29 protein-coding genes and 1 tRNA gene are annotated in these 22,308 nt (G+C 66.6%); 5 read left to right on the forward strand and 25 right to left on the reverse strand.

The genetic code is table 11. The annotated features are described in order from the left end of the window. Positions 1 to 57: 57 nt before the first annotated feature. The 9 genes from GGR11_RS03225 to GGR11_RS03265 form a co-directional block, all read right to left on the reverse strand. Entirely contained in the window at positions 58 to 384 is a 327-nt protein-coding gene (locus tag GGR11_RS03225; protein WP_183195372.1) for a hypothetical protein, read from the reverse strand. Positions 385 to 497: 113 nt separating this feature from the next. Further along, positions 498 to 1,649 carry a ribosome small subunit-dependent GTPase A gene (rsgA, locus tag GGR11_RS03230; RefSeq protein WP_343051062.1) on the reverse strand — a complete coding sequence of 384 codons (1,152 nt, stop codon included), beginning with the start codon at positions 1,647 to 1,649 and terminating at the stop codon, positions 498 to 500. 186 nt (positions 1,650 to 1,835) lie between these two features. Beyond that, positions 1,836 to 1,912: transfer RNA gene (locus GGR11_RS03235), tRNA-Pro, on the reverse strand. 41 nt (positions 1,913 to 1,953) lie between these two features. Continuing rightward, positions 1,954 to 2,406: a MerR family transcriptional regulator gene (locus tag GGR11_RS03240; RefSeq protein WP_183195373.1), complete on the reverse strand. Its 453-nt coding sequence runs from the start codon at positions 2,404 to 2,406 to the stop codon at positions 1,954 to 1,956. A gap of 5 nt (positions 2,407 to 2,411) precedes the next feature. Continuing rightward, entirely contained in the window at positions 2,412 to 2,720 is a 309-nt protein-coding gene (locus GGR11_RS03245; protein ID WP_035306862.1) for an integration host factor subunit alpha, read from the reverse strand. Positions 2,721 to 2,796: 76 nt separating this feature from the next. Beyond that, entirely contained in the window at positions 2,797 to 3,774 is a 978-nt protein-coding gene (locus GGR11_RS03250) for a beta-ketoacyl-ACP synthase 3 (protein WP_183195374.1), read from the reverse strand. Beyond that, positions 3,771 to 4,847, reverse strand: coding sequence for a phosphate acyltransferase PlsX (gene plsX, locus GGR11_RS03255; protein WP_183195375.1), 1,077 nt, complete (start codon positions 4,845 to 4,847; stop codon positions 3,771 to 3,773). The genes GGR11_RS03250 and plsX overlap by 4 nt, the downstream gene beginning before the upstream one ends. Positions 4,848 to 4,953: 106 nt before the next feature. Beyond that, positions 4,954 to 5,472, reverse strand: coding sequence for a YceD family protein (locus GGR11_RS03260; RefSeq protein WP_183195376.1), 519 nt, complete (start codon positions 5,470 to 5,472; stop codon positions 4,954 to 4,956). A 4-nt stretch (positions 5,473 to 5,476) separates the two neighbouring features. After that, the gene (locus GGR11_RS03265) at positions 5,477 to 6,001 is read right to left on the reverse strand and encodes a ubiquinol-cytochrome C chaperone family protein (protein ID WP_183195377.1); all 525 of its coding nucleotides are present in this window, start codon (positions 5,999 to 6,001) and stop codon (positions 5,477 to 5,479) included. A 91-nt stretch (positions 6,002 to 6,092) separates the two neighbouring features. Between GGR11_RS03265 and GGR11_RS03270 the strand changes: the two genes are divergently transcribed. Further along, on the forward strand, positions 6,093 to 6,572 hold the full coding sequence (locus tag GGR11_RS03270; RefSeq protein ID WP_183195378.1) for an outer membrane protein assembly factor BamE: 480 nt from the start codon (positions 6,093 to 6,095) through the stop codon (positions 6,570 to 6,572). Between the two features lie 65 nt (positions 6,573 to 6,637). On the opposite strand, the gene GGR11_RS03275 is transcribed toward GGR11_RS03270, so the two are convergent. From GGR11_RS03275 to hemA, 12 genes are all read right to left on the reverse strand, one after another. Continuing rightward, the gene (locus GGR11_RS03275; protein ID WP_183195379.1) at positions 6,638 to 8,785 is read right to left on the reverse strand and encodes a sodium-translocating pyrophosphatase; all 2,148 of its coding nucleotides are present in this window, start codon (positions 8,783 to 8,785) and stop codon (positions 6,638 to 6,640) included. A gap of 173 nt (positions 8,786 to 8,958) precedes the next feature. Further along, positions 8,959 to 9,390, reverse strand: a complete 432-nt coding sequence (locus tag GGR11_RS03280) for a hypothetical protein (RefSeq protein WP_183195380.1) — start codon at positions 9,388 to 9,390, stop codon at positions 8,959 to 8,961. Positions 9,391 to 9,433: 43 nt separating this feature from the next. Then, on the reverse strand, positions 9,434 to 10,423 hold the full coding sequence (thiL, locus tag GGR11_RS03285; protein ID WP_183195381.1) for a thiamine-phosphate kinase: 990 nt from the start codon (positions 10,421 to 10,423) through the stop codon (positions 9,434 to 9,436). After that, positions 10,423 to 10,947, reverse strand: coding sequence for a transcription antitermination factor NusB (gene nusB, locus GGR11_RS03290; protein ID WP_008258889.1), 525 nt, complete (start codon positions 10,945 to 10,947; stop codon positions 10,423 to 10,425). The genes thiL and nusB overlap by 1 nt, the downstream gene beginning before the upstream one ends. Further along, the gene (ribH, locus tag GGR11_RS03295; protein ID WP_008263826.1) at positions 10,944 to 11,405 is read right to left on the reverse strand and encodes a 6,7-dimethyl-8-ribityllumazine synthase; all 462 of its coding nucleotides are present in this window, start codon (positions 11,403 to 11,405) and stop codon (positions 10,944 to 10,946) included. The genes nusB and ribH overlap by 4 nt, the downstream gene beginning before the upstream one ends. Further along, on the reverse strand, positions 11,402 to 12,535 hold the full coding sequence (gene ribB / locus GGR11_RS03300; protein WP_183195382.1) for a 3,4-dihydroxy-2-butanone-4-phosphate synthase: 1,134 nt from the start codon (positions 12,533 to 12,535) through the stop codon (positions 11,402 to 11,404). Before ribB ends, ribH begins: the two co-directional genes overlap by 4 nt. After that, positions 12,535 to 13,125: a riboflavin synthase gene (locus tag GGR11_RS03305; RefSeq protein ID WP_183195383.1), complete on the reverse strand. Its 591-nt coding sequence runs from the start codon at positions 13,123 to 13,125 to the stop codon at positions 12,535 to 12,537. Before GGR11_RS03305 ends, ribB begins: the two co-directional genes overlap by 1 nt. Positions 13,126 to 13,215: 90 nt before the next feature. Beyond that, positions 13,216 to 13,836 carry a RibD family protein gene (locus GGR11_RS03310; protein WP_183195384.1) on the reverse strand — a complete coding sequence of 207 codons (621 nt, stop codon included), beginning with the start codon at positions 13,834 to 13,836 and terminating at the stop codon, positions 13,216 to 13,218. Beyond that, on the reverse strand, positions 13,836 to 14,306 hold the full coding sequence (nrdR, locus tag GGR11_RS03315) for a transcriptional regulator NrdR (protein ID WP_183195385.1): 471 nt from the start codon (positions 14,304 to 14,306) through the stop codon (positions 13,836 to 13,838). Before nrdR ends, GGR11_RS03310 begins: the two co-directional genes overlap by 1 nt. An 8-nt stretch (positions 14,307 to 14,314) precedes the next feature. Next, on the reverse strand, positions 14,315 to 15,598 hold the full coding sequence (gene glyA, locus GGR11_RS03320; protein ID WP_183195386.1) for a serine hydroxymethyltransferase: 1,284 nt from the start codon (positions 15,596 to 15,598) through the stop codon (positions 14,315 to 14,317). An 83-nt stretch (positions 15,599 to 15,681) separates the two neighbouring features. Continuing rightward, positions 15,682 to 15,864, reverse strand: coding sequence for a DUF6898 family protein (locus GGR11_RS03325; RefSeq protein ID WP_183195387.1), 183 nt, complete (start codon positions 15,862 to 15,864; stop codon positions 15,682 to 15,684). Between the two features lie 7 nt (positions 15,865 to 15,871). Beyond that, on the reverse strand, positions 15,872 to 17,098 hold the full coding sequence (gene hemA / locus GGR11_RS03330; protein WP_183195388.1) for a 5-aminolevulinate synthase: 1,227 nt from the start codon (positions 17,096 to 17,098) through the stop codon (positions 15,872 to 15,874). A 253-nt stretch (positions 17,099 to 17,351) separates the two neighbouring features. Here hemA and GGR11_RS03335 point away from each other — a divergent pair, with 253 nt between their 5' ends. Continuing rightward, positions 17,352 to 18,197 (forward strand): thymidylate synthase, encoded by an 846-nt coding sequence (locus tag GGR11_RS03335; RefSeq protein WP_183195389.1) that lies wholly within the window; start codon positions 17,352 to 17,354, stop codon positions 18,195 to 18,197. Positions 18,198 to 18,211: 14 nt separating this feature from the next. Continuing rightward, a complete protein-coding gene (locus tag GGR11_RS03340) occupies positions 18,212 to 18,502 on the forward strand; it encodes a nucleoside triphosphate pyrophosphohydrolase family protein (RefSeq protein ID WP_425485658.1) in 291 nt (96 codons plus the stop codon). Here GGR11_RS03340 and GGR11_RS03345 read toward each other — a convergent pair. Together GGR11_RS03345 and GGR11_RS03350 are read right to left on the reverse strand one after the other, a co-directional pair. Then, positions 18,487 to 18,792: a hypothetical protein gene (locus GGR11_RS03345; RefSeq protein WP_183195391.1), complete on the reverse strand. Its 306-nt coding sequence runs from the start codon at positions 18,790 to 18,792 to the stop codon at positions 18,487 to 18,489. The two genes, GGR11_RS03340 and GGR11_RS03345, sit on opposite strands and share 16 nt — an antisense overlap. A gap of 38 nt (positions 18,793 to 18,830) precedes the next feature. Further along, a complete protein-coding gene (locus tag GGR11_RS03350) occupies positions 18,831 to 19,082 on the reverse strand; it encodes a hypothetical protein (protein ID WP_183195392.1) in 252 nt (83 codons plus the stop codon). Positions 19,083 to 19,139: 57 nt separating this feature from the next. On the opposite strand from GGR11_RS03350, the gene GGR11_RS03355 reads away from it, so the two are divergent. Beyond that, positions 19,140 to 19,667, forward strand: coding sequence for a dihydrofolate reductase (locus GGR11_RS03355; protein WP_183195393.1), 528 nt, complete (start codon positions 19,140 to 19,142; stop codon positions 19,665 to 19,667). Positions 19,668 to 19,676: 9 nt separating this feature from the next. Beyond that, entirely contained in the window at positions 19,677 to 19,997 is a 321-nt protein-coding gene (locus GGR11_RS03360; RefSeq protein WP_183195394.1) for a YbjQ family protein, read from the forward strand. 19 nt (positions 19,998 to 20,016) lie between these two features. Here the strand turns inward: GGR11_RS03360 and GGR11_RS03365 are convergent, their stop codons facing one another. Together GGR11_RS03365 and GGR11_RS03370 are read right to left on the reverse strand one after the other, a co-directional pair. Then, a complete protein-coding gene (locus tag GGR11_RS03365; protein WP_183195395.1) occupies positions 20,017 to 21,114 on the reverse strand; it encodes an NADH:flavin oxidoreductase in 1,098 nt (365 codons plus the stop codon). A 75-nt stretch (positions 21,115 to 21,189) separates the two neighbouring features. Next, on the reverse strand, positions 21,190 to 22,266 hold the full coding sequence (locus GGR11_RS03370) for an Mrp/NBP35 family ATP-binding protein (RefSeq protein WP_183195396.1): 1,077 nt from the start codon (positions 22,264 to 22,266) through the stop codon (positions 21,190 to 21,192). Positions 22,267 to 22,308 lie beyond the last annotated feature (42 nt).

Here is a 22,308-nt window from a genome sequence, read left to right on the forward strand (position 1 = left end):
GAACACAGTATGCGCCTAAGATATATTATGAGAAATATACATTACGGCGCCAGGCGGTCAGGAAGGCTCGACCTCGGTCGCGCCCTCGCGGAACTCTTCTGCGGACACCAAGGCAGAACCGTCTTCGTCGAGCACCCACACGCCGATCAGCGCGGCGTGATCGGGCGTGATGTCCTCGTCGATCAGATCGCCGTCATAGACGCCGACATTGCTGTAGTCGAAATCGAGCAGCAGCTGATGAGCCATGTCGATCATCTCATCGGCCATCCGACGTGCGTAGCCCAGCGCCTCGCTGTCATTGGCGAAGTCGTCCGTCAGCGTGTTGACCTCGGCGGTGTCGCCGCCCTGGGTCGCACTGGTGGTCACGATTGTGTACGCGGGCATTTTTGAACTCTCTCAGGTTTGAATCTCCCGACTAGACTGATTGCCTGCGGGAAAGGCCATAATTCGTCCGACCACCCTGTCTTAAAGTGGGACTCGACCAACGCTCCGTTCGATCAGTCGGCAGCGCCCCGGTCGTTCCTCTTCGTAGCGCGGTACGCCTTCTGGAGCGCACCGAGCCGGCGGCGCTCAACAGCCTTCGCCGCCCGCTCCTGTTCGTGCTGTGCGGCAGCCGCTTCGAGCGTCAATTTCTGGTAGTGCGCCCACCGGGCGGGATCGAGCGCTCCGCTCTGCACGGCGGCTTTTACGGCGCAGCCCGGCTCGTTGGCGTGACTGCAGTTGGTGAAACGGCAGGCCTGGAGAAGACTTTCGACATCCTCGAATACGGCGCTCACGCCCTCTTCGGCGTCGATCAAACCGACTTCGCGAATACCTGGCGTGTCCAGGATCAACCGGCCGCCGGGAAGCAGGATGAGCTCGCGGTGGCTGGTCGTGTGCCGCCCCTGATCGTCGGTCTCGCGGATCGCCTGGGTGGCCATCCGGTCTTCGTTCAGGAAGGCGTTGACCAGGGTGGACTTGCCGACGCCGGACGAGCCGATCAGCACGCAGGTCTCCCCCCTCCCCACCTGGGCGAGCAAGGCGTCGAGGCCCACGCCTTGGCGGGCCGAGACCATCAACACAGGACAGCCCGGCTCCAGGGCGGCGACGCTGGCCGCCTGGTCCTCCGGATCGGCGCACAGGTCCGATTTCGTCAGCACCACGACAGGCCGGGCGCCGCTTTCCCAGGCCGCCGCCAGATACCGCTGGATCCGGCGCAGGTTGAGATCACCGTTCAGGGAGGTGACGATAAAGGCCACATCGACGTTTGCGGCCAGGATCTGCAGTTTCCGCATACTGTCGGCCGCCCTGCGGACGAAGGCCGTGCGGCGCGGCAGGAAGGCGTGGATCGTGGCCGTGCGCTCCTGCGCGCCGAACGAAAGGGCGACCCAGTCCCCGACCGCCGGATGCCCGATTTCCCCCGCCTCATGACGTAGCCGTCCGGAAACCTTGGCGCGTATTTCTCCGTTGTCGGTCGCGACGACGTAACCGTCCCGCTGGTGGAGAATGATGCGGCCCGGCGTGTGGCCCGCACGCTCATGGGGCTCGAAGGCCGCCGCCAGAGACGTCGACCATCCATATTGTCCGATCAAATCAAGGAAATCCCTGTTGGTTGCGGCGACAATGTCCCTGCCGTTCACCCTGATAGCATCTCGCAGGAGGCTCGGCACGCAAGGGCGCTCACGCCCTGTCATTTCATCCGCCGCGACAACGGCTCTCATCGACAGCTGCGCCGACTGGGGTCGGCCTGGAATGATGCGGGGCGCGAGGCTTGGACGGCGGGCCCGGCAGCGACCCGAATTGCAAAGGGGCCGCCCGAAAGCGGCCCCTCTCACCAACCGTTTCCTTAGAGGAAATGGTCGGAGCGACAGGATTCGAACCTGCGACCCCTTGACCCCCAGTCAAGTGCGCTACCAGGCTGCGCCACGCTCCGAAGGCGCTCCCTATAGACGGGGCGACCGTTGACCGCAAACGCTAAAACGACTTTTCCACCGACCGCGAAAGCACGGCGTCCAGACGCGCCTTCGCCTGCTCCAGATCGGCCAGAACACCCTGCAAGTCCGCATGTTCGGCGCGCCCGGCGTGCGACATCGAGACGGGGCGCGCCGGGACTGGCGTCGCGATGGCGGCGAACGTCTCGCCATCCTCGATCAGGGCCGCCGCCTCGGCGCCGACCAGCTTCTTCAGCCCCTGCTCCTTGTGCAGGCGCTGAACCCCGCGAATCGTCAAGCCGTCCTCGTGCAGCAGCCGCCGCACGGCCGTCAGCACCGCTATGTCCTGCGGTCGATAGAACCGGCGCCCCCCGGCCCGTTTCACGGGGACCACGAAACTGAACTTGGTTTCCCAGAAGCGCAGCACATGCTGCGGCGCCCCGACTTCCTCGGCCGCCTCGGAAATGGTGCGGAAGGCGTCTGGGCTCTTGGCCAAGGGTCTCAGGCCTCGACGACGGCGTCGTGAACCCGGCTCTTCATGATCTGAGAGGCGCGGAAACTGATGACCCGGCGCGGATTGATCGCCGCCGGCTCGCCGGTCTTCGGATTGCGGCCCATCCGGGCGCGCTTCTCCCGAACCTGAAACACGCCGAAGCCCGACAGCTTGACCGTATCGCCCTGTTCCAGGGATTCCACGATCAGTTCCAGGGTGCGCTCGACCAGGGCCGAACACTCCTGCCGGGACAGGCCGACCTCTTCATGCACGGCTTCGCAAAGGTCGGCGCGCGTTACGGTCTGTAGGCCTGACATCATATCCCCGTCTGGTAGCGGTAGGCTGGGCGTATAGGGACGCAAAGTCTCCGAAAAATCAATGCCTCTACCGGACTTAGAGGCGCAGCGCGCAGGCGCCCCAGGTCAGGCCGCCTCCCATGGCCTCCAGCAGGACCATGTCGCCCTTCTTGATCCGTCCGTCCTGGATCGCCGCATCCAGCGCCAGGGGGATGGAGGCGGCCGAGGTGTTGGCGTGCATCGCCACGGTCGAGATCACCTTGTTCTCGTCCAGACCCAGCCGGTCGCCGACGCCCTTGATGATCCGCTGATTGGCCTGATGCGGCACGAACCAGTCGACGTCCGCAATCTCGATGTCGGCGGCGGCGCAGGCGGCGGTGATTCCTTCGGCGATGTTCACCACGGCATGACGGAACACCTGGTTCCCGGCCATGCGCAGATGGCCCACGGTCCCGGTCGTCGCCGGACCGCCGTCGACATAGAGCAGATCGGTCTTCGACCCGTCGGCGCGCAGAGCGAAGCCCAGCATCCCCTGATCGGCCGAGGTCCCCTGCCCTTCGCGCGGCTCCAGCACCACGGCGCCGGCGCCGTCTCCGAACAGGACGCAGGTGGTCCGGTCGGTCCAGTCCATCAGCCGCGTCATTTCCTCGGCCCCGATCACCAAGGCGCATTTCGACAGGCCGCGGGCCACGAAACCGTCGGCGACGCTCAAGGCGTAGACGAAGCCCGAGCAAACGGCCTGGACGTCGAAGGCGATACCCACGCCGGCGCCCAGCTTGTGCTGAACGATCGAGGCGACGGCCGGGAAGGTCATGTCGGGCGTGGTCGTGGCCACGATGATCAGATCCACATCCGCCGCCGTCTTGCCGGCGTCGGCCAGGGCCTTCTTGGCGGCCTCAACCGCCAGGTCGCTGGTCGGCTGGTCGTCGCGCGCCTTGTGGCGTTGTTTGATGCCGGTGCGTTCCTGGATCCATTCGTCGGAGGTGTCGACGAACTTGGCCAGGTCGGCGTTGGTGACGATCTGCTCCGGCAGATAGGAGCCTACGCCGGTCACGGCGCTGCGGGTGACGCTCACTGAAGGGATTCTCCGGCGGGGGCGACGGGCGTGTTGGAATGGTCGAACACGGCGTCCAGCTTGCCCAGATTGGCGCCCACCTTGGTCATATAGTCGCTGCGGGCCAGCTCGACCGCGATACGGATGGCGTTGCCGAAGCCCTTGGCGTCCGCGCCGCCGTGGCTCTTCACCACAATCCCGTTCAGCCCCAGCAGGGGGCCGCCGTTGATGGTGCTGGGATCGATCTTCTCGCGCATCTTCTTCAAGGCGGGCATGGCGATGGCGGCGCCCAGCTTGGACTGCAGGTTCGAGGTCAGGGCCTCGCGCAGCAGGGCCGAGATGTAGCGCGCCGTGCCCTCGGCCGTCTTCAGGGCGATATTGCCGGTGAAGCCGTCGGTCACGACCACGTCCACCGTGCCCTTGGCGATGTCGTCGCCTTCGACGAAGCCGTGATAATTCAGGTCGAACGGCCCGTCGCGCAGGATGGCGTGCGCTTCCTTGACCTGTTCGTTGCCCTTCATGTCTTCCGAACCGACGTTCAGCAGGCCGATGGTCGGCCGGGAGATGCCGCGCACCGCCGACTGGAAGGCCTCGCCCATGATGGCGAACTCGATCAGCTGCTCGGCGTCGCTGCCGATATTGGCGCCGACGTCCAGCACCGCCGTATGGCCCTTGAAGGTGGGCCAGCTGGCCACGATGGCCGGCCGCTCCAGCCCCGGCGCCGACATGCGCAGAATCAGTTTGGAGATCGCCATCAGGGCGCCGGTGTTTCCGGCCGATACGACGCCGCCGGCCTCGCCCGTCTTCACCGCCTCGACGGCGTTCCACAGGCTGGAGCCCTTGCCCCGACGCATGGCCTGGGCGGGCTTCTCGTCCATGGCCACGACTTTGTCAGTGTGGCGGATTTCGGCGACAGCGTCCGAAAGGTCGGCGCGCGCCAACTCAGGACGAATCTGGGCTTCGTCTCCGTGCAGAAGGAAGCGAACCCCCTCCCCGCCATGGGTGCGGATATAGCTGCGGATGCCGGGAACGACGACGGAAGGGCCGTGATCGCCGCCCATGGCGTCGAGCGAGATCGTAACTGGGGCTGGCAAATGGACCTCGAATAGCCGCGTCGTCTTGTCGCGCGACGCTTGATATAGGGCGCTGGACGATAGCGCCCAAGCCGGGGGATGCAACCACCCGGCCCTAACGTCAACCTCAGCCTTGGTCGTCCTGCGGCTTCAGCGCCTTCAGGGCGGCGAAGGGCGAGATTTCGGCGGGTTCTTCCGGTTGCATGAACTCCGCGCCCGGCTTGCGCGGGAACGGATCCAGCGACAGGACCAATTGCTCGACGGCGTACTGGCCCAGGTCGATCTTGCCGTCCTCGATCAGGTCGGCGTCTTCCTCGTCCATCGTGACCTCGATCTCATCGGTCTCCTGCGGCGCGGCCTCGACCAGCTGGATCGAGAATCGGCGGTCCACATCGACCGGCAGTGGCTCCAGCGTCAGGCCGCAGGTCTGGACCGCATGGGCCGAGACGCGGCCCTTCATCGTCCATTCGCTGGTCGACGGGGTCGGCTTGACCTCGATCTCGACGACGAAGTCCTCCAGCCCCTGGAGGTCCAGGGCGCGCGCGATTCGCTTGCGGGTATCCGAGTCCGGCTCCAGCCGACGGCTCAGTCCGGCCCCGATCTGGTTGATTCGGACCGTCTCGCTGTAGGGAAGGCTTACGCTCATCGTCTCAAACATCCGTCCAGGCCGGCTTCGCCAGCACTTCATTGAATTTCTGCGCCGCCAGACCGGCCCGCGCGGCCAGGGCGTAGCGCGCCAGATCCGCCGCCCGTTCCGCGCCTGTCTCGGCATAGACATTGCGCGCCAGGGCCTCGGCCAAGGCGGCCGCATCGGCGTCGCGCAGCGGCGTCTCATAGGCGTTCATCCGCCCGTACAGGGCCTCGCCCAGCTTGCGCATCTTCTTGCCGACAGCCACGTCGCCCACGCCTTCTTCGCGCAGAACATGGTCCAGGGCCGACACATAGACGTCGAACAGGGCCTGGGCCGCATCGCGCCCGGCCTCGGTATTCTCGTCGCGCAGCCGCAGCACCAGCAACAGGACGTGCAGCGTATACAGTTCGAACCGGGCATCGATGCGGTCGGCCACGCCCAGCCGTGTGTAGAATCCGACATTTCGCGCCTGTTCCACCGCCAGGGCGTACAGGGCGTCGCCGATACGTACGCCGGGCCGGGGTTTGAACAGGTTTTTCAGCATGGTTTTATACGGCCCCTTTTCCGCCGCGCCGTTGAACTAGGACGCAGGTCCGTCTAGGTCAAAGACCTTGTTCTCTCGCAGGCGCCTGATCATGTCTCGTTTCGTCCCGGTTTTCGTCGCCGTTTCCCTGGCCGGCCTGTCCGCCGCCTGCGCTCCCATGATCGGCTCCAACGGCTTCCAGGCCATCGACGCCAAGCCCCAGGACATCGTCGCGGGCGCCGACACCAAGGAAACCGTCCTGGCCCGTCTCGGCTCGCCCTCAACCACCTCGACCTTCGAACCGGATCAGGTCTGGTACTACATCAGCCAGACGACCGAGAAATACACCTACAACCGCCCGGTCGTCGCCAGCCGCACCATCACCGAAGTCACCTTCGAACCGAACGGCGACAAGGTCGCCGCCGTCCGCACCCTGGGCTTGGCCGACGGCGAGCAGATCGCCATGAACCGGACCGAGACCCCGACCCGCGGCCGCGCCCTGACCGTGCTCGAACAGCTGCTGGGCAACGTCGGTCGCGGCCAACTGCCGCGCACCGAGGACGACACCCCCGGCCAGCGCCGCCCCGACTAAGGGCCCCGCTCCATTGTCAAAGAAGAACGCCCCGGAGATCGCTCTCCGGGGCGTCTTCGTATCGGCTAGCCGATATTTCCGCTCGCCAGCACCGCCAGCAGCAGCAGCGCCACGATATTGGTGATCTTGATCATCGGGTTCACCGCCGGACCGCTGGTGTCCTTGTAGGGATCCCCCACCGTATCGCCAGTCACGGCCGCCTTATGGGCTTCGGAGCCCTTGCCGTGGACCACGCCGTTCTTGTCGGTGAAGCCTTCCTCGATCACCTTCTTGGCGTTGTCCCAGGCCCCGCCGCCCGAAGTCATCGAGATGGCGACGAACAGGCCAGTGACGATCACCCCCATCAGCATGGCGCCGAGCGAGGCGAAGGCGTTGGCCTTGTCCGAAATTGCCAGCACAGCGACGAACAGCACGATGGGCGACAGCACCGGCAGCAGCGACGGCACGATCATCTCGCGAATCGCCGCCTTGGTCAGGATGTCGACCGCCCGGCCGTACTCCGGCTTGACCTGATAGGTCATGATGCCGGGGTTCTCTCGGAACTGACGCCGCACCTCGGCCACCACGGCCTCCGCCGCGCGCCCGACCGCCATCATCGACATGCCGCCGAACAGGAAGGGCAGCAGCCCCCCGAACAGCAGGCCCACGACCACATAGGGATTGGTCAGGTCGAAGGCGATCGGCCCCATGTCGGCGAAGAAGGGATAGTCCGCCGGATTGGCCGAGAAATACTGCAGGTCCGACGTATAGGCGGCGAACAGCACCAAGGCCCCAAGACCCGCCGAACCGATGGCGTAGCCCTTGGTCACGGCCTTGGTCGTATTACCCACCGCGTCCAGCGCATCGGTCGAACGCCGCACCTCGCTGGGCAGGCCCGCCATTTCGGCGATCCCCCCGGCGTTGTCCGTCACCGGCCCGAAGGCGTCCAGCGCCACGATCATCCCCGCCACGCCCAGCATGGTCGTGGTGGCGATGGCGATGCCGAACAGGCCCGCCAGCTGGAAGCTGGCCACGATGCCGACGATGATCGTCAGGGCCGGAAGCGCCGTGGCCTCCAGCGACACCGCCAGCCCCTGGATCACATTGGTCCCGTGACCCGACACCGAGGCGTTGGCCACCGACTGCACCGGCCGGAAGTTCGACCCCGTGTAGTATTCCGTCACCACCACGATCGCCGCCGTCACCCCCAGCCCGACCATGCCGGACCAGAACAGGGCCATCGGCTGGATCGTCAGGCCGCTTCCGGTCACGATCGGTCCCGTCACCATCTGGTCGATCACCCACCAAACCGCGCCGATGGACAGGACGCCCGTCACGATCAGCCCCTGATACAGGGCGCCCATGATGTTCTGGCTCTTGCCCAGCCGCACGAAGAAGCTGCCAATGATTGAGGTCACGATACAGACCGCACAGATCGCCAGCGGCAACACCATCAGGGTGTCCACATAGGGCTGGCCGCGGAAGAAGATGGCCGCCAGCACCATGGTCGCCACCGTCGTCACCGCATAGGTTTCGAACAGGTCGGCCGCCATGCCGGCGCAGTCGCCAACGTTGTCGCCCACATTGTCGGCGATGGTCGCGGCGTTCCGGGGATCGTCCTCGGGAATGCCGGCCTCGACCTTGCCCACCATGTCGCCGCCCACGTCGGCGCCCTTGGTGAAGATCCCGCCGCCCAGACGCGCGAAGATCGAGATCAGCGAGGCGCCGAAGCCCAGGGCCACCAGACCGTCGATCACCTCGCGGCTGGTCGAGCCCAGACCCAGGTGGTGGGTCAGCACGATAAAGTAGCCGGACACCCCCATCAGGGCGCCGCCCGCCACGAACATGCCGGTGATGGCGCCCGAGCGGAACGCCAGGTTCAGTCCCTTGGACAGGCTCTCGGACGCCGCCTGCGCCGTACGCACATTGGCCCGAACCGAAATCAGCATGCCGGCGTAACCGGCGGCGCCCGACAGGACGGCCCCGATCACGAAGCCGACCGCCGCATAGACGCCGATCAGCAGATAGGCGGCGATCAGGATCACGACCCCGACCATGCCGATCGTCAGATATTGCCGCTTCAGATAGGCCGAGGCGCCTTCCTGAATGGCGGCCGCGATCTCTCGCATCTTGTCATTACCGGTGCTCGCCCTCATCAGCACTGCGGTCTGGGCGGCGCCGTACAGCACAGCCAGAACGCCTGCCGCGAAGACCAGCGTAAGATAGATCGTCATTGGCGTTTCCATGCCCTTGCAACAAGCGCACGGATCCTTGCGACGGCGGGCGTTATCGCCTCTGTCCGACGTCCGGTCCCCCCGAGCGCGGCGGACGCGTCAGTGCGTCCCTTGGGATTTGCAGAGGGAGCGTGTCATGGGCGTCAAGTTGACGCAACCATGGTTGCAGACGTTCAGACGCCCGGCGTCATGCCCGCGCGCAGGCGCGGGTTTTGGGCGATGATCTCGGCCCGTGCGACGGAGCCCCGTCCAGAGATCGCGTTCGCAGCCGCGACCAGGGCCGCAGACATCCGGTTTTCGTCCAGCCGTGTCCAATCGCCCGCAACAGTGAAGGGGGTGCGGTGGGCCGCCTTGACCAGGGCGTCGCGGAAGAACGCCTCTTTCGGCCGCATCTGCTCGACGGTCTTGCCTCCGCCGAGATGCAGCTTCAGCGAGACGAAGACATAGTTTCTCAGGCGACCGTCGGCGATCACCGGCAGGCCGACGCCGGGGATGCTCAAGGCCGGGGCCTCGGCGGGGGTCTTGCTGGATGAGGCCTGGGCCGACGTAGCGGCGACGCCGGCCAGGGCGACTGTTCCAGACGTGATCAAGGTTCTGCGATCCATGACCGCCACCCTAGCGGTGCGCGGTTAGGATTGTGTTGCCGGCTCAGCCATGGGTCCAGCCGCGCCGCGCCAACTCTATCCGCCGTCCCCCATAGTCGACCGCAACGCCCTCGCCCGCTGTAACCGCCCCGATCCTGGTCAGACGCAGCAGGCGGCGTTCCGCCTCGCGACGCAGGGTCTCTTCATGGTGGGGGTGGGCGGTGAAGGCGATCTGGTAGTCGTCGCCGCCGGTCGCCAGGTCCTCCAGCGCCGCCTGCGGATCGACCCGGTCCTCGAACCAGGCCTGGGCGGCGGCGGACAGGGGCAGAACGCTGAGGTTCAGGGCAATGCCGACGCCGCTGGCCTTGGCTATATGGTTCAGGTCCGCCGCCAGACCGTCGGACACGTCCGCCGCCGCCGTCGCCAGGTTCCGAACGACATCGGCGAAATCCAGCCTCGGCATGGGGGTGCGGTAATGGTCGATCAGGCGCGCAAGCCGTTCGGCGTCCAGCTTCAGCTTGGCTTGCGCCGCCTGAAGCCCCAGCAGGCCATCGCCGATGGTCCCGGTGACAAAGACCAGGTCTCCCACCTGGGCGCCCGCGCGCGACACCGCCCCACCCGCCGGAACCCAGCCCAGGGCGGTCAGGGAAAACACCGCCGGCCCCGGCGTCCTGACCGTGTCGCCGCCCATCAGAAACACGCCGAACAGGGCCTGATCCTGCGCCAGCCCGCCCGCAAAGGCCTCGCGTTCGGGCCAGCCGCAGCGGTCCGACCAGCAGCAGGCCAGCAGATAGCCGAAAGGCTCGGCTCCCTTGGCGGCCAGGTCCGACAAGTTCACCCGCAGCAGCTTCTTGGCCACCGTATCCAGCGGATCGTCGGGCAGGAAATGCACCCCCTCGACGATGGCGTCCTTGGTCAGAACCAGGTCGTAGCCGGGGCGCGAGGGCAGCACCGCCACATCATCGGCCAGCCCCCTGCCCCATTCCGGATGGGCCAGGGGCCGCAGCAGCCTCTCGATCGTCTCGAACTCGCCCGCGACGTCGAGCGCCGGCATTATTTGCGCGTGTCTCTGGACACGCCGTCCAGCGCCGCATTGACGAACCGCGCCTCGGAGTCGTCAAAGAAGGCCTTGGCCAGTTCAACATATTCGTCGATCACCACTTCGCGCGGCGTCTCCGGGTGCTTGATCAGCTCCCAGGCGCCCGAGCGCAGCAGGGCGCGCAGGGTGGCGTCGATCCGCTCCAGCTTCCAGTTGGACGCTAGGCGGGCCTTGATCGCCGTGTCGATGTCGCGCTGGCTCTCGATCACGCCCCGCACGATGTCGGCGAAATAGGCCTCGTCGGCCTCGGCCAGGGCCTCGCCCTCGATATCCGTGTCGAAGCGGAAGTTGGCGAATTCGGTGATCACCGTCTCAACGCCCTCGCCCGCCAGCTCCATCTGGTACAGGGCCTGGACGGCGGCGAGACGCGACACCGTGCGCGCACGGCGCTGTTTGGAGCTGAGATGCGGCTCGGCCCGCTGCTTCTCGGCCTCGGCCAATTGTTCGAGGACGGCTTTGACGCTGTTCGGTTCAGTCATGCGCCGAGGCCTAGCCGCAACCGCTTCTTCAATGCAATGAGCTCGAGGCAGGCTTTGGCCGCCCCGCCCCCCTTATCCCCTTCGGAAAGCCGCGCCCGGGCCCAGGCCTGGTCCTCGTCCTCGGTCGTCAGGATGCCGTTGCCGATGAGCAGTCCCTTGACGCCCAGGGCCATGAGGCCGGCCGCCGACTGGTCCGAGACGATCTCGAAATGATAGGTCTCGCCGCGGATCACGCAGCCCAGGGCGACATAGCCGTCGTAGCGGGGCGCGGTCGGGAACCGTCCGGCCTCCTCGGCCATGGCGATGACGGCCGGTATCTCCAGGGCGCCCGGCACGGTGACGACGTCGAACTCGGCGCCGCGCGCCTTCAACGTCTCCTTGGCGCCCTCCAGCAGGGCGTCGGCCAGTTCGTCGTAGAAGCGCGCCTCGACGATCAGAATACGGGGGGCCTCGGTCACGCCTTGTCTTCTCCATCCATGTCGCGCCAGCCGACGATGCGCAGGCCATAGCCCTCAAGCGCCGTCGGTTCAGGCCGCGTCGAACTCATCACGATCATGTCTCTGACGCCCAGGTCCAGCAGGATCTGTGCGCCCACGCCATAGGCCCGCAGCGACCGGTCCACCGCCGCAGGCTTGTCCACGCCCGCCAGACGCTCCGCCAGCGAGGTCAGCGACGGATCGCGCAGGAAGACGACCACGCCCGGACCGTCATGGTCGGTGATCTGTTTCAGGGCCTTGGGCACATAGTCCTGGCGCGTCTCGACATGGCCCAGCAGGTCGCAGGCGAAATCCACCTGATGCATCCGCACCAGGGTGGGCTTGGACGGATCGATCTTGCCGTGCACCAGGGCGACATGCTCGGCGCCCTCGATCGTGTTCCGGTACAGCATCAGGCGGAACGGGCCGCCGTGGACGCTTTCGAACGGCGTATCCATGATCCGCTCGACGAACCGTTCGGTGCGGCGGCGATAGGCGATCAGGTCGGCGATGGTGCCGATCTTCAGCCCGTGCAGCTGGGCGAAGGCGACCAGATCGGGCATCCGAGCCATCTCGCCGTCGTCCTTGATGATCTCGCAGATCACCCCTGCGGGGGTCAGGCCCGCCATGCGGCTGATGTCCACGGCGGCCTCAGTATGACCGGCGCGGACCAGAACCCCGCCGTCGCGCGCCACCAGAGGGAAGATGTGGCCGGGCGAGACGATGTCGTCCATGCCCTTCGATGCGTCGGTGGCCACATGAATGGTGCGCGAACGATCCGCCGCCGAAATCCCCGTGGTCACGCCGTCCTTGGCCTCGATCGAGACGGTGAAAGCGGTCTTCATGCTCTCGCGATTGTCGGCCGCCATCGGCGGCAGCCGCAGCTGGTTGGCCCGCTCGGCCGTCAGGGCCAGGCACACCAGCCCGCGGGCCTGGCGGATCATGAAATTGATCTGGTCGGGGGTCGCGAACTGGGCGGGGATGATGATGTCCCCCTCGTTCTCGCGGTCCTCGGCGTCCACCAGGATGTAGGGACGGCCGTTGCGGGCGTCCTCAAGAATGTCCTCGATGGGACTGATCGGGCTGTCGTTCATGTTCGCGGCCAATTGCATCACGCCGTCTCCTGCCACCGCGCGAGGTATCGCGCCAGCATGTCGATCTCGAGATTGACCGGATCGCCCGCCTTCAGGCGGCCCAGGGTCGTCACATCCCACGTATGCGGAATGATGTTCAACGAAAACACCTGTCCCTCGACGCTGTTCACCGTCAGGGACACACCGTCCACGGTGATCGAGCCCTTGGCGGCGATATAACGGTGCAGGGGCGCCGGCGCCTCGACCTCGACCCGGTGCGAGCCGCCTTCGGGCGTGATCGAGACGACGCGGCCCAGGCCGTCGACGTGGCCCGAGACCACATGGCCGCCCATCTCGTCGCCCAGTTTGGCGGCGCGTTCCAGATTGACGCCGTCGCCGGCCTTCCACGCGCCCAGGGTGGTCTTGGACAGGGTCTCGTTCGACACCTCGACCGCGAACCAGTCGGGTCCCTTCTCCGTCACCGTCAGGCAGCAGCCCGCGTGGCTGATCGAGGCGCCCAGGTCGATCCCGGACACGTCCCAGGCGGTCTGGATCTCATAGCGGCGATCCCGCTCCGTCTCGCGGACGTCGCGAACGCGCCCGATGTCGGTGACGATTCCGGTGAACATTTCGGCTCCGGTCCCTTCCGGACCCAAAAAACATAGTCTGAATAGTATGAATCGTCTGAAATCGACCGGCGAAAACGCTCGGCGGCGGCGTCACGATCGCTCGTAACGCTCCCATAGATCGTCCCCGACAGGCTCGACGCCCAGGCGACGGAACTTGGGGGCGTCGGCCAGCTTTGCAAGAGCCAGGGCCGCCACGCAGGCCCGCCCCTCCCCGCCCAGCAGGATCGGCGCGCGGAACCACTCCAGCCGGTCCACAGCCCCCGCGCGCAGGAAGGCGGCCGCGACCTGCCCCCCGCCCTCGATCAGCACCGAGTCCACGCCCGCCGCCTTCAGCGCCTTCAGAACCGCCGGGATCGATGGGCGACCGTCCTCGGCCTCGACCTGTCTCACCTGGGCCGCGCCGAGGGGGCGAGGTTCGACCGCGGTCAGGATCAGGGTGTTCTCACCCGCCAGTTTCGCCGTCCCCGGCGTCCGCAGCCGGCTGTCCAGCACCACCCGCAGCGGCTGGTCCACGCTCCGCCCCGGCAGGCGCGCGGTCAGTTCTGGATCGTCCTTCAGCACCGTCTCGACGCCCACCAATATGGCGTCATGGCCCGCGCGCAGCCGATGGCCTTCCAGCCGCGCCGGCTCGCCGGTGATCCACCGGCTCTCGCCGTCAGCCGTGGCGATCCGCCCGTCCAGCGACGTCGCCAGCTTCAGGGTGACGCGCATCAGGCCTTGCCGGAGGGCTCGTCAAAGCCTTCGTCGCCCAGGAATTTGGCGAAATCGCCGGTCGCGCGGAAGTCCTTGTAGACCGAGGCGTAGCGGACATAGGCCACCTCATCCACGCCCTTCAGCGCCTTCATGATGAAGTCCCCGACCGTGCTGGACGGCACCTCGGTCTCGCCCAGGCTCTCCAGCTGGCGCACGATCCGGTTGACCATCTGCTCGATCTGTTCGGGCTGGACCGGCCGTTTGCGAAGGGCCACGCCCAGCGACCGTTCCAGCTTGTCGCGCTCGAACGGCGTGCGCCGCCCGTTGCGCTTCAGGATGACCAGTTCGCGCAGTTGCACCCGCTCGAAGGTGGTGAAGCGCCCGTTGCAGTTGGGGCAGGACCGACGGCGTCGGATCGCCGAGCCGTCGTCCGACGGCCGGCTGTCCTTAACCTGGGTGTCCTGATGACCGCAGAAGGGGCACTTCATCGGTCAGATCATCCGTAGATGGGGAAGCGGTTCGTCAGCTCCCGCACCTGGGCCGCCACGCCCGCGACCACGGCCGGATCGGCTTCGTCGCCGCCGTTCATCGACGAGACGACGTCGGCGATCCAGTGACCGATCTGCTTGAACTCGTCCTCGCCGAAGCCGCGCGTCGTGCCCGCCGGGGTGCCCAGGCGAACGCCCGAGGTGACGGTGAAGGGCGCGGTGTCGAACGGCACGCCGTTCTTGTTGCAGGTCATCAGCGCCTTCTCGAGCTCGTGCTCGGTCGCCTTGCCGGTCACGCCCTTGGGCCGCAGATCGACCAGGGCCAGGTGGCTGTCGGTGCCGCCCGAGACGATGGCCAGGCCGCGCTCGACCAGGACGCCGGCCAGGGCCTGGGCGTTCTTGACCACTTGCTGGGCGTACAGTTTGAACTCGGGTTGCAGCGCCTCACCGAAGGCCACGGCCTTGGCCGCGATCACATGTTCCAGCGGCCCGCCCTGCAGGCCGGGGAAGACGGCCGAGTTGATCTTCTTGCCCAGGTCCGCATCGTTGGACAGGATCATGCCGCCGCGCGGTCCGCGCAGGGTCTTGTGCGTCGTCGTGGTCACGACATGGGCGTGGGGGATCGGATCAGGATAGGCGCCCCCGGCCACCAGGCCGGCATAGTGGGCCATGTCCACCATCAGATAGGCCCCGACGCTGTCGGCGATCTCGCGGAAGCGCTTGAAGTCGATGTGGCGGCTGTAGGCCGAGGCGCCGGCCAGGATCAGCTTCGGCTTCTCGCGCTCGGCCATCTCCGCAACGTGGTCATAGTCGATCAGATGGGTGTCTTCGCGGACCTTGTAGGTCACGGGCCGGAACCACTTGCCCGACTGGTTCGCCGGCGACCCGTGCGTCAGGTGCCCGCCGCAGGCGAGGTCCATGCCCAGGAAGGTGTCGCCGGGCTGCAGCAGCGTAAAGAAGACCGCCTGGTTGGCCTGGGCGCCCGAGTGGGGCTGGACGTTGGCGAAGGCCGCGCCGAACAGTTTTTTCGCCCGCTCACGCGCCAGATCCTCGGTCACATCGACGAATTCGCAACCGCCGTAATAGCGACGCCCCGGATAACCCTCGGCGTATTTGTTCGTCAGGACCGAGCCTTGTGCATCCAGCACCGCCTGGGAGACGATGTTCTCGGACGCGATCAGCTCAATCTGCTCCTTCTGCCGCCCCATCTCGCCCTGAATGGCCTTGAAGACGTCCGGATCGGCGTCGGCCAGGGTCTTGGTGAAATAGGCGTCATGGGTGAAGGCGGTCACGTCGGAATCCCCGCGTCTGAGAAGGCCGCCTATCTAGGCCGCAGCGCGCCGAACCACAATATCTTGTGTCCGACCCAAGCCTTCTAAAGCCCCAGCGCCCGCCTCAACTTCGCGATCGCCACGCGCTCGACGGCCTTGGGCTCGTGGACCGGTCCCATGGCGCTGACCTCGCGGCCGGTGGCCACATGGATGGCCGAGCATTTGATATAGGGGCCGTTGCGCACGGTCTCGACGATCACCTCACCGAGGTCGTCGTCGCCCTCCATGCCTGCCTCAGGCCGCCACCGACCGGCGCGCCACATTGCAGTGGGCGAACAGCCGGTCCATCGCCTGGACGACATGGTCCATCATCTCGTCCGTGTGGTTCGGCGAGGGGGTGAAGCGCAGCCGCTCGGTGCCCTTGGGCACGGTCGGATAGTTGATCGGCTGAACATAGACGCCGTATTCGTCCAGCAGCATGTCCGAGATCATCTTGCAGTGGACCGGATCGCCGACGTGCACGGGCACGATATGGCTCTCCGAGTCCATGACCGGAATCCCGGCGGCGGCGAACCGCGCCTTCAGGGTCGCCGCCCGTTCCTGATGCTGTTCGCGCAGTTCCGGATGGGCCTTCAGATGCCGCACCGAGGCCAGGGCCCCCGCCGTAAGGGCGGGCGGCAGGCTGGTGGTGAAGATGAAGCCTGAGGCCCAGCTGCGCACGGCATCTATGATCACGGCGTCGGCGGCGATATAGCCGCCCATGACGCCGATGGCCTTGCCCAGGGTGCATTCGATGATGTCGATCTGGTCCAGCAGGCCGTCACGCTCGGCCACGCCGGCGCCGGTTTCGCCATACAGGCCGACCGCATGGACCTCGTCCAGATAGGTCATGGCGCCGTATTTCTTGGCCAGGGCGATGGTCCCGGCCAGGTCGGCGATGTCGCCGTCCATCGAATAGACGCTCTCGAAGGCGATCAGCTTGGGCGCACCGGCCGGCGCGGCGGCCAGCAGGGCCTCCAGATGGGCCAGGTCGTTATGTTTGAAGATGTGCCGCTCGCCCCCGCCCTGGCGGATGCCGGCGATCATCGAGGCGTGGTTCAGGGCGTCTGAGAAGGTGATCAGACCGGGCAGGATCTTCTGCAGGGTCGACAGGGTCGCCTCGTTGCCGACATAGCCCGAGGTGAACAGCAGGGCCGCCTCTTTATGGTGCCAGTCGGCCAGTTCGGCTTCCAGATCCACCGCCGAGCGCGTCGTGCCCGAGATGTTGCGAGTGCCGCCGGCGCCGGCGCCCACCGCATCGATCTCGTCCTGCATGGCCTTCAGAACGACCGGATGCTGGCCCATGCCCAGATAGTCGTTGGAGCACCAGATGACGACGTCCTGTTCGGACCCGTCCTCGCGGCGACGCACCGCCTGCGGAAACTGTCCGCGAACGCGCTTCAGGTCGGCGAAGACGCGATACCGTCCTTCGCTGCGCACCTGCTCCACTGAGTTTTCAAAGGCGGCCTTATAGTCGAACACGATATTCGTTCTTTCGCTTATGGCGATCTCTGTCTTTTCTTTGCGCCCGACGCCGAAGCTTGTCCATGTCCTGAGCATGGACAAAACGACCTAAAACCTTCATTGATAACGGTTCTCAGGTTTCGCGGACGCGGCGTTCGACTGGTGAAGCCGTTCGGCGACCGATTCGATTCCTGTGGACGCCCGACCGCCGCAACCGATTTGCCCGGTCACGAATCGAATTCTGGGGCAGTTTGAGGTCATGACCGTTCAGATGATCCAAGCCGACCTCCAGGCGCGCAGCGCGGCCGCGCCCGCCGACCATCCGGAGCGGCAGTATCTGAACCTGCTGCGCGACATCCTGGACAACGGCGTGCGCCGCGATGACCGCACCGGCACAGGGACCCTGGGCGTCTTCGGCCGCCAGATGCGGTTCGACCTGTCCAAGGGTTTCCCCGTCCTGACGACCAAGAAGCTGCACCTGCGGTCGATCATCGTCGAACTGCTGTGGTTTCTGCGCGGCGACACCAATATCGGCTGGCTGAAGGACAACGGCGTCCGCATCTGGGATGAATGGGCCGACGCCGAGGGCGAGCTGGGTCCGGTCTATGGCAAGCAGTGGCGGTCGTGGACGGCGCCCGACGGCCGGTCCATCGACCAGATCGAGAAACTGGTCCACGGCCTGAAGACCAACCCGAACAGCCGCCGCCACATCGTCACGGCCTGGAACCCGGCCGACGTGGACGACATGGCCCTGCCGCCCTGTCACTGCCTGTTCCAGTTCTTCGTCGCAGACGGCAAGCTGAGCTGCCAGCTGTACCAGCGCAGCGCCGACGTCTTCCTGGGCGTGCCCTTCAACATCGCTTCCTATGCCTTACTGACGATGATGCTGGCCCAGGTCGTGGGGCTGGAGCCCGGCGACTTCGTCCACACCTTCGGCGACGCCCACCTGTATCTGAACCACCTGGAACAGGCCGAACTCCAGCTGACGCGCGAGCCCCTGGCGCTTCCGACCATGAGCCTGGCGCCGAAGGCCGACCTGTTCGCCTTCGAGCTGTCGGACTTCACCCTCGAGGCTTACGAGGCCTGGCCGCACATCAAGGCCGCTGTGGCCGTCTGATGGACCTTACAGGGTTGCAGGCAGACGTCCTGCGCATCTCCGACATCTACGCCAACGCCCACGGCATAGACCGCGACCGGGATTGGGCTTTGCTGAAGCTGCAGGAAGAGCTGGGCGAGTTGACGGCCGAGCATCTACGACTGTCAGGCCGGGCGCGCGGGGTCCCCGACGCCCAGGCTCTGGGCGATGAGGCGGCCGATGTCTTGGGCATGCTGCTGATCTATTGCGCCGGGGCCGGGATCGACCTCGAAGCGGCCATGCGGCGCAAATGGCTGAAGTGGCTGGAGCCTCAGACCGAAGCCTGAGCCTCCGGCGCGATCATGGTCATCGGCTTGAGGCGCAGGCTGAGGGTTTCCCGGCTCTCGATCCGCTCGACCACGATCCGGTTCTTCAGCGCCCCCATCTGCATGACGGCGCGGAAGGCGACCACGTCGCCCGGCTTGGCGATGAAGCCCTCGACCGTCGGCTTGTTCTGCTTGCCGGCCAGCCCCCCGAAGGCCATCGAAACCTTGTGGCCGCCCGGCGCGACCGAGACGGCGGTGAAGCGCGGGCTCTTGATCTGAGCGATGAACCGATCGTCGACCGACAGGTCCATGCCCACGGCCTTGCCGACGAAACCTTCGCGGAAGATGATCAGCAGGCCTGGCCCGGCTCCGGCCGGAAATCGAGCACGGCCTGTTTCTGTTCGGGCGTCGCGGCCTTGGCCCGTCGGGTTCCCGCCAGATTGGCCATGATATAGGCGGCGAAGACACCGACCATCAGGCCCAGAAAGCTCGGCAGATAGCCGGCGTCCGCGCCAGACGCGGCCACGAAGGCGCCCAAACCGAAGCTGACGAGGACCGCCGCCAGGAAACCGACGACGACGGCGGGGATGTACTTGCTCATGGGAAGGCTCGCGTCCATTGGATGGGCCTCCTCAACGCGTCGATAAGGTCAAGGTTCTTGCCCATACCCCTGATTTCTCTGGTCGTCGCGCGTGGCCGCAACGGCGTCATCGGCCGGGACGGCGACCTGCCCTGGCGGCTGCGCAGCGACCTTCAGCGGTTCAAAGCCATCACCGTGGGCAAGCCCTGTCTGATGGGACGAAAGACCTGGGAGAGCCTGCCGCTGAAACCCCTGCCCGGCCGGTTGAACCTGGTGATGACGCGCGACGAGTCCTATGAGGCCGAGGGCATGTCTAAGGGCGCCCTGGTCTGCGCCACCCTGGACGAGGCGATCGAGATCGGCCGCGAGACGGCCGAGGAGGACGGCGTGGACGAGATCTGCGTCATTGGCGGCACCGCCCTGTTCGAGGCCGCTCTGCCCCGCGCCAAACGTCTCTATATCACCGAGGTCGAGGCCTCGCCCGACGGCGACGCGGTCTTCCCGGCGTTCGACGAAACGGCCTGGGTCGAGGTATCGTCGGAATCGCATCCGGCAGGCGAGAAGGACGATCACGCCTTCACCTTCCGCGTGCTGGAACGCCGCTAGGAGAGACAGATGTACGTCACGACCACCAACGACCTGCCCGGCTTTCGCGTCACCCGCCATATAGGCCTGGTGCGCGGCGTGACGGTGCGCTCGCGCAACGCCATTTCCGACGCCATCGGCGGCGTCCAGTCCATGCTGGGCGGCCGGGTCGGGGCCTATGTGAAACTGGCCGAGGCCGGGCGTCAGGAAGCCTATGACGAACTGGTCAAACACGCCGAGGAACACGGCGCCAACGCCATCCTGGCCGTCCGCTACGACGCCACCGAGATCATGCCCGGCGTGACCGAGGTGCTGTGCTACGGCACGGGCGTGATCGTCGAGCCGGCCTGAACCGGCTCGACGTCTCAGGTCAGGACAGGGTCATCAGGTCTGCGCGTTCGAAGTTGCGCAGTTCGTCAGACCGGCCGTCGCGGATCTTCTGCACCCAGTGCGGGTCGGCCAGCAGCGCGCGGCCGACCGCAACCAGATCGAACTCTTCATTCTCCAGACGACGCAACAGGCCGTCCAACGAGGCGGGCTTAGACCCCTCGCCGCCGAAGGCTGCGATGAATTCCCCGTCCAGACCGACCGAGCCGACGGTGATGGTCGGCTTGTTCATCAGCTTCTTGGCCCAGCCGGCGAAATTCAGGTCCGAACCCTCGAATTCCGGCTCCCAGAAGCGGCGCTGCGAGCAGTGGAAGACATCGACCCCGGCGTCCGACAGCGGCGTCAGCCATTCGACCATCTGGTCCGGCGTCTCGGCGATGCGGGCGGCGAAGTCCTGCTGCTTCCATTGCGACAGGCGCAGGATGACGGGGATGTCGTCGCCGACGCCTTCGCGCACCGCCTTGACCACCTCGGCGCCGAAGCGCGCCCGCTCGGCGATGGTCGGACCGCCCCAGCGATCCTCGCGCACATTGACGCCGCCCCAGAAGAACTGGTCGATCAGATAGCCATGGGCGCCGTGGATCTCGACGGCGTCGAAGCCCAGGTCGCGCGCCGCGCGCGCCGACCGGCCGAAGGCGGCGATGGTGTCGGCGATGTCCTCTTCGGTCATGGGTTCGTACTTGGCCTTGCCCGGCCCCGTCAGGCCCGACGGACTGTCCACCTTGCCCAGCGGCGCCCAGTCGGCGCCCTGGCCCCGCGCCGATCCGACGTGCCAGATCTGCGGCGCGATCAGCCCCCCGGCGGCGTGGACCTCGTCCACCACCGTCTTCCATTGGGGCAGGGCGTCGCCGTGGAAGACCGGCACATTGGCGTCGTTGCGTGCGGCGGGCCGTTCGACGACCGTCCCTTCGGTGACGATCAGCCCGACCCCGCCCTCGGCGCGACGGCGATAATAGCCGGCGACGTCGGACGTCGGAATCCCGTTCGGGGAGAAGGACCGGGTCATGGGGGCCATGACGATCCGGTTGGGCAGGGTCAGACCCTTGACGGTGAACGGGCGGAACAGGGCGTCGACGCTCATCGGAACTCCTTGGTGATATGTAAGCCCCAAGGTGGCGAATAGGGTTGCGTTTGAAAACCCCCGTCCCGACGATTTCTAGAGGCCCAGCGCCGTGGCGACCTGTTCAGCGATCGCCGCGAAACGGTCCGCGATCGGCCCCGAGGGATCGGCTGCGACCGGAGGACGACCGGCGTCCCCCCCTTCACGCAGGCCGGCGTCCAGGGGCAGGTCGCCGAGGAAGGGAATCGACAGACGTTCGGCCTCGGCTTTCGCCCCGCCCTGGCCGAAGATCGGTCCGGTCATGTTCTCGATCAGGCCCAGGGTCGGCACGTTCACGCGCTGGAACAGGGTGTGCGCTCGCCGCGCGTCGGCCAGGGCCACCTCCTGCGGCGTCGAGACGATGACGGCGCCGTCCAGCGGCGTCTTCTGGATCAGGGTCAGTTGCACGTCGCCTGTGCCGGGCGGCAGATCGACCACAAGCACGTCCAGCGGCGCCTCGGCCACGCCCCAGCGTGTCTGGGTCAGCATCTGGGTGATGGCCTGCGACGCCATGGGGCCGCGCCAGATCATGGCGTCGTCCATCCTGGTCAGCAGGCCGACCGACATGGCCTTCAGCCCGTGCGCCTGATGCGGAATGATGGCGCCGTCCTCATAGGCGGGCTGGCCGCTGATGCCCAGCATGGTGGGCAGCGACGGCCCATAGACGTCGGCGTCGAGGATCCCGACCGACAGGCCGCGTGCGGCCAGGGCGGCGGCCAGGTTCACCGCCACGGTCGACTTGCCCACCCCGCCCTTGCCGCTGGCGACGGCCAGGACGCGACGGACATGGGCCGGACGGTCGGTGGGGACCGGCGCCTTGGCTCGCCCCTGATCCACGGCGGCCTTTGAAAGGCCTGCGGTTCGCGCCGCCGGCTTGGCGAGTCCGGGTTTGGCTTCGGCCGTCAAGATCACCGACACGCGGTTCATGCCGGGAAGGACCTTCAGCGCGGCCTCGGCCGCGTCGCGAACGGGCGCATAGGTCGCGACCAGGCTGCGATCCACCTCAAGAGCGAAGCCGGCGCGGTCCTCAGCGACCACCAGTCCCTGCACGAGGCCCGAGGCGAACAGTCCCTGACCGGAGACCGGGTCCATGACGGCGTCGAGGGCGGCGATGACGGCGGAACGTTCGACCAAGGCGGTCTCCAGAAGACTTGCAGGCGACAAGGGCCGCGTTCT

It is taken from the genome of Brevundimonas mediterranea (assembly GCF_014196125.1).
Taxonomy (GTDB): Bacteria; Pseudomonadota; Alphaproteobacteria; order Caulobacterales; family Caulobacteraceae; genus Brevundimonas; species Brevundimonas mediterranea.

Coding starts and splice junctions, on each gene's coding strand:
- GGR11_RS03225 (WP_183195372.1), bottom strand. CDS start 384: ATGCCCGCGTACACAATCGTGACCACCAGTGCGACCCAGGGCGGCGAC.
- GGR11_RS03245 (WP_035306862.1), bottom strand. CDS start 2,720: ATGTCAGGCCTACAGACCGTAACGCGCGCCGACCTTTGCGAAGCCGTG.
- GGR11_RS03260 (WP_183195376.1), bottom strand. CDS start 5,472: ATGAGCGTAAGCCTTCCCTACAGCGAGACGGTCCGAATCAACCAGATC.
- GGR11_RS03265 (WP_183195377.1), bottom strand. CDS start 6,001: ATGCTGAAAAACCTGTTCAAACCCCGGCCCGGCGTACGTATCGGCGAC.
- GGR11_RS03270 (WP_183195378.1), top strand. CDS start 6,093: ATGTCTCGTTTCGTCCCGGTTTTCGTCGCCGTTTCCCTGGCCGGCCTG.
- GGR11_RS03275 (WP_183195379.1), bottom strand. CDS start 8,785: ATGACGATCTATCTTACGCTGGTCTTCGCGGCAGGCGTTCTGGCTGTG.
- GGR11_RS03280 (WP_183195380.1), bottom strand. CDS start 9,390: ATGGATCGCAGAACCTTGATCACGTCTGGAACAGTCGCCCTGGCCGGC.
- thiL (WP_183195381.1), bottom strand. CDS start 10,423: ATGCCGGCGCTCGACGTCGCGGGCGAGTTCGAGACGATCGAGAGGCTG.
- nusB (WP_008258889.1), bottom strand. CDS start 10,947: ATGACTGAACCGAACAGCGTCAAAGCCGTCCTCGAACAATTGGCCGAG.
- ribB (WP_183195382.1), bottom strand. CDS start 12,535: ATGCAATTGGCCGCGAACATGAACGACAGCCCGATCAGTCCCATCGAG.
- GGR11_RS03305 (WP_183195383.1), bottom strand. CDS start 13,125: ATGTTCACCGGAATCGTCACCGACATCGGGCGCGTTCGCGACGTCCGC.
- GGR11_RS03310 (WP_183195384.1), bottom strand. CDS start 13,836: ATGCGCGTCACCCTGAAGCTGGCGACGTCGCTGGACGGGCGGATCGCC.
- nrdR (WP_183195385.1), bottom strand. CDS start 14,306: ATGAAGTGCCCCTTCTGCGGTCATCAGGACACCCAGGTTAAGGACAGC.
- GGR11_RS03325 (WP_183195387.1), bottom strand. CDS start 15,864: ATGGAGGGCGACGACGACCTCGGTGAGGTGATCGTCGAGACCGTGCGC.
- GGR11_RS03335 (WP_183195389.1), top strand. CDS start 17,352: ATGATCCAAGCCGACCTCCAGGCGCGCAGCGCGGCCGCGCCCGCCGAC.
- GGR11_RS03345 (WP_183195391.1), bottom strand. CDS start 18,792: ATGGACCTGTCGGTCGACGATCGGTTCATCGCTCAGATCAAGAGCCCG.
- GGR11_RS03350 (WP_183195392.1), bottom strand. CDS start 19,082: ATGAGCAAGTACATCCCCGCCGTCGTCGTCGGTTTCCTGGCGGCGGTC.
- GGR11_RS03360 (WP_183195394.1), top strand. CDS start 19,677: ATGTACGTCACGACCACCAACGACCTGCCCGGCTTTCGCGTCACCCGC.
- GGR11_RS03365 (WP_183195395.1), bottom strand. CDS start 21,114: ATGAGCGTCGACGCCCTGTTCCGCCCGTTCACCGTCAAGGGTCTGACC.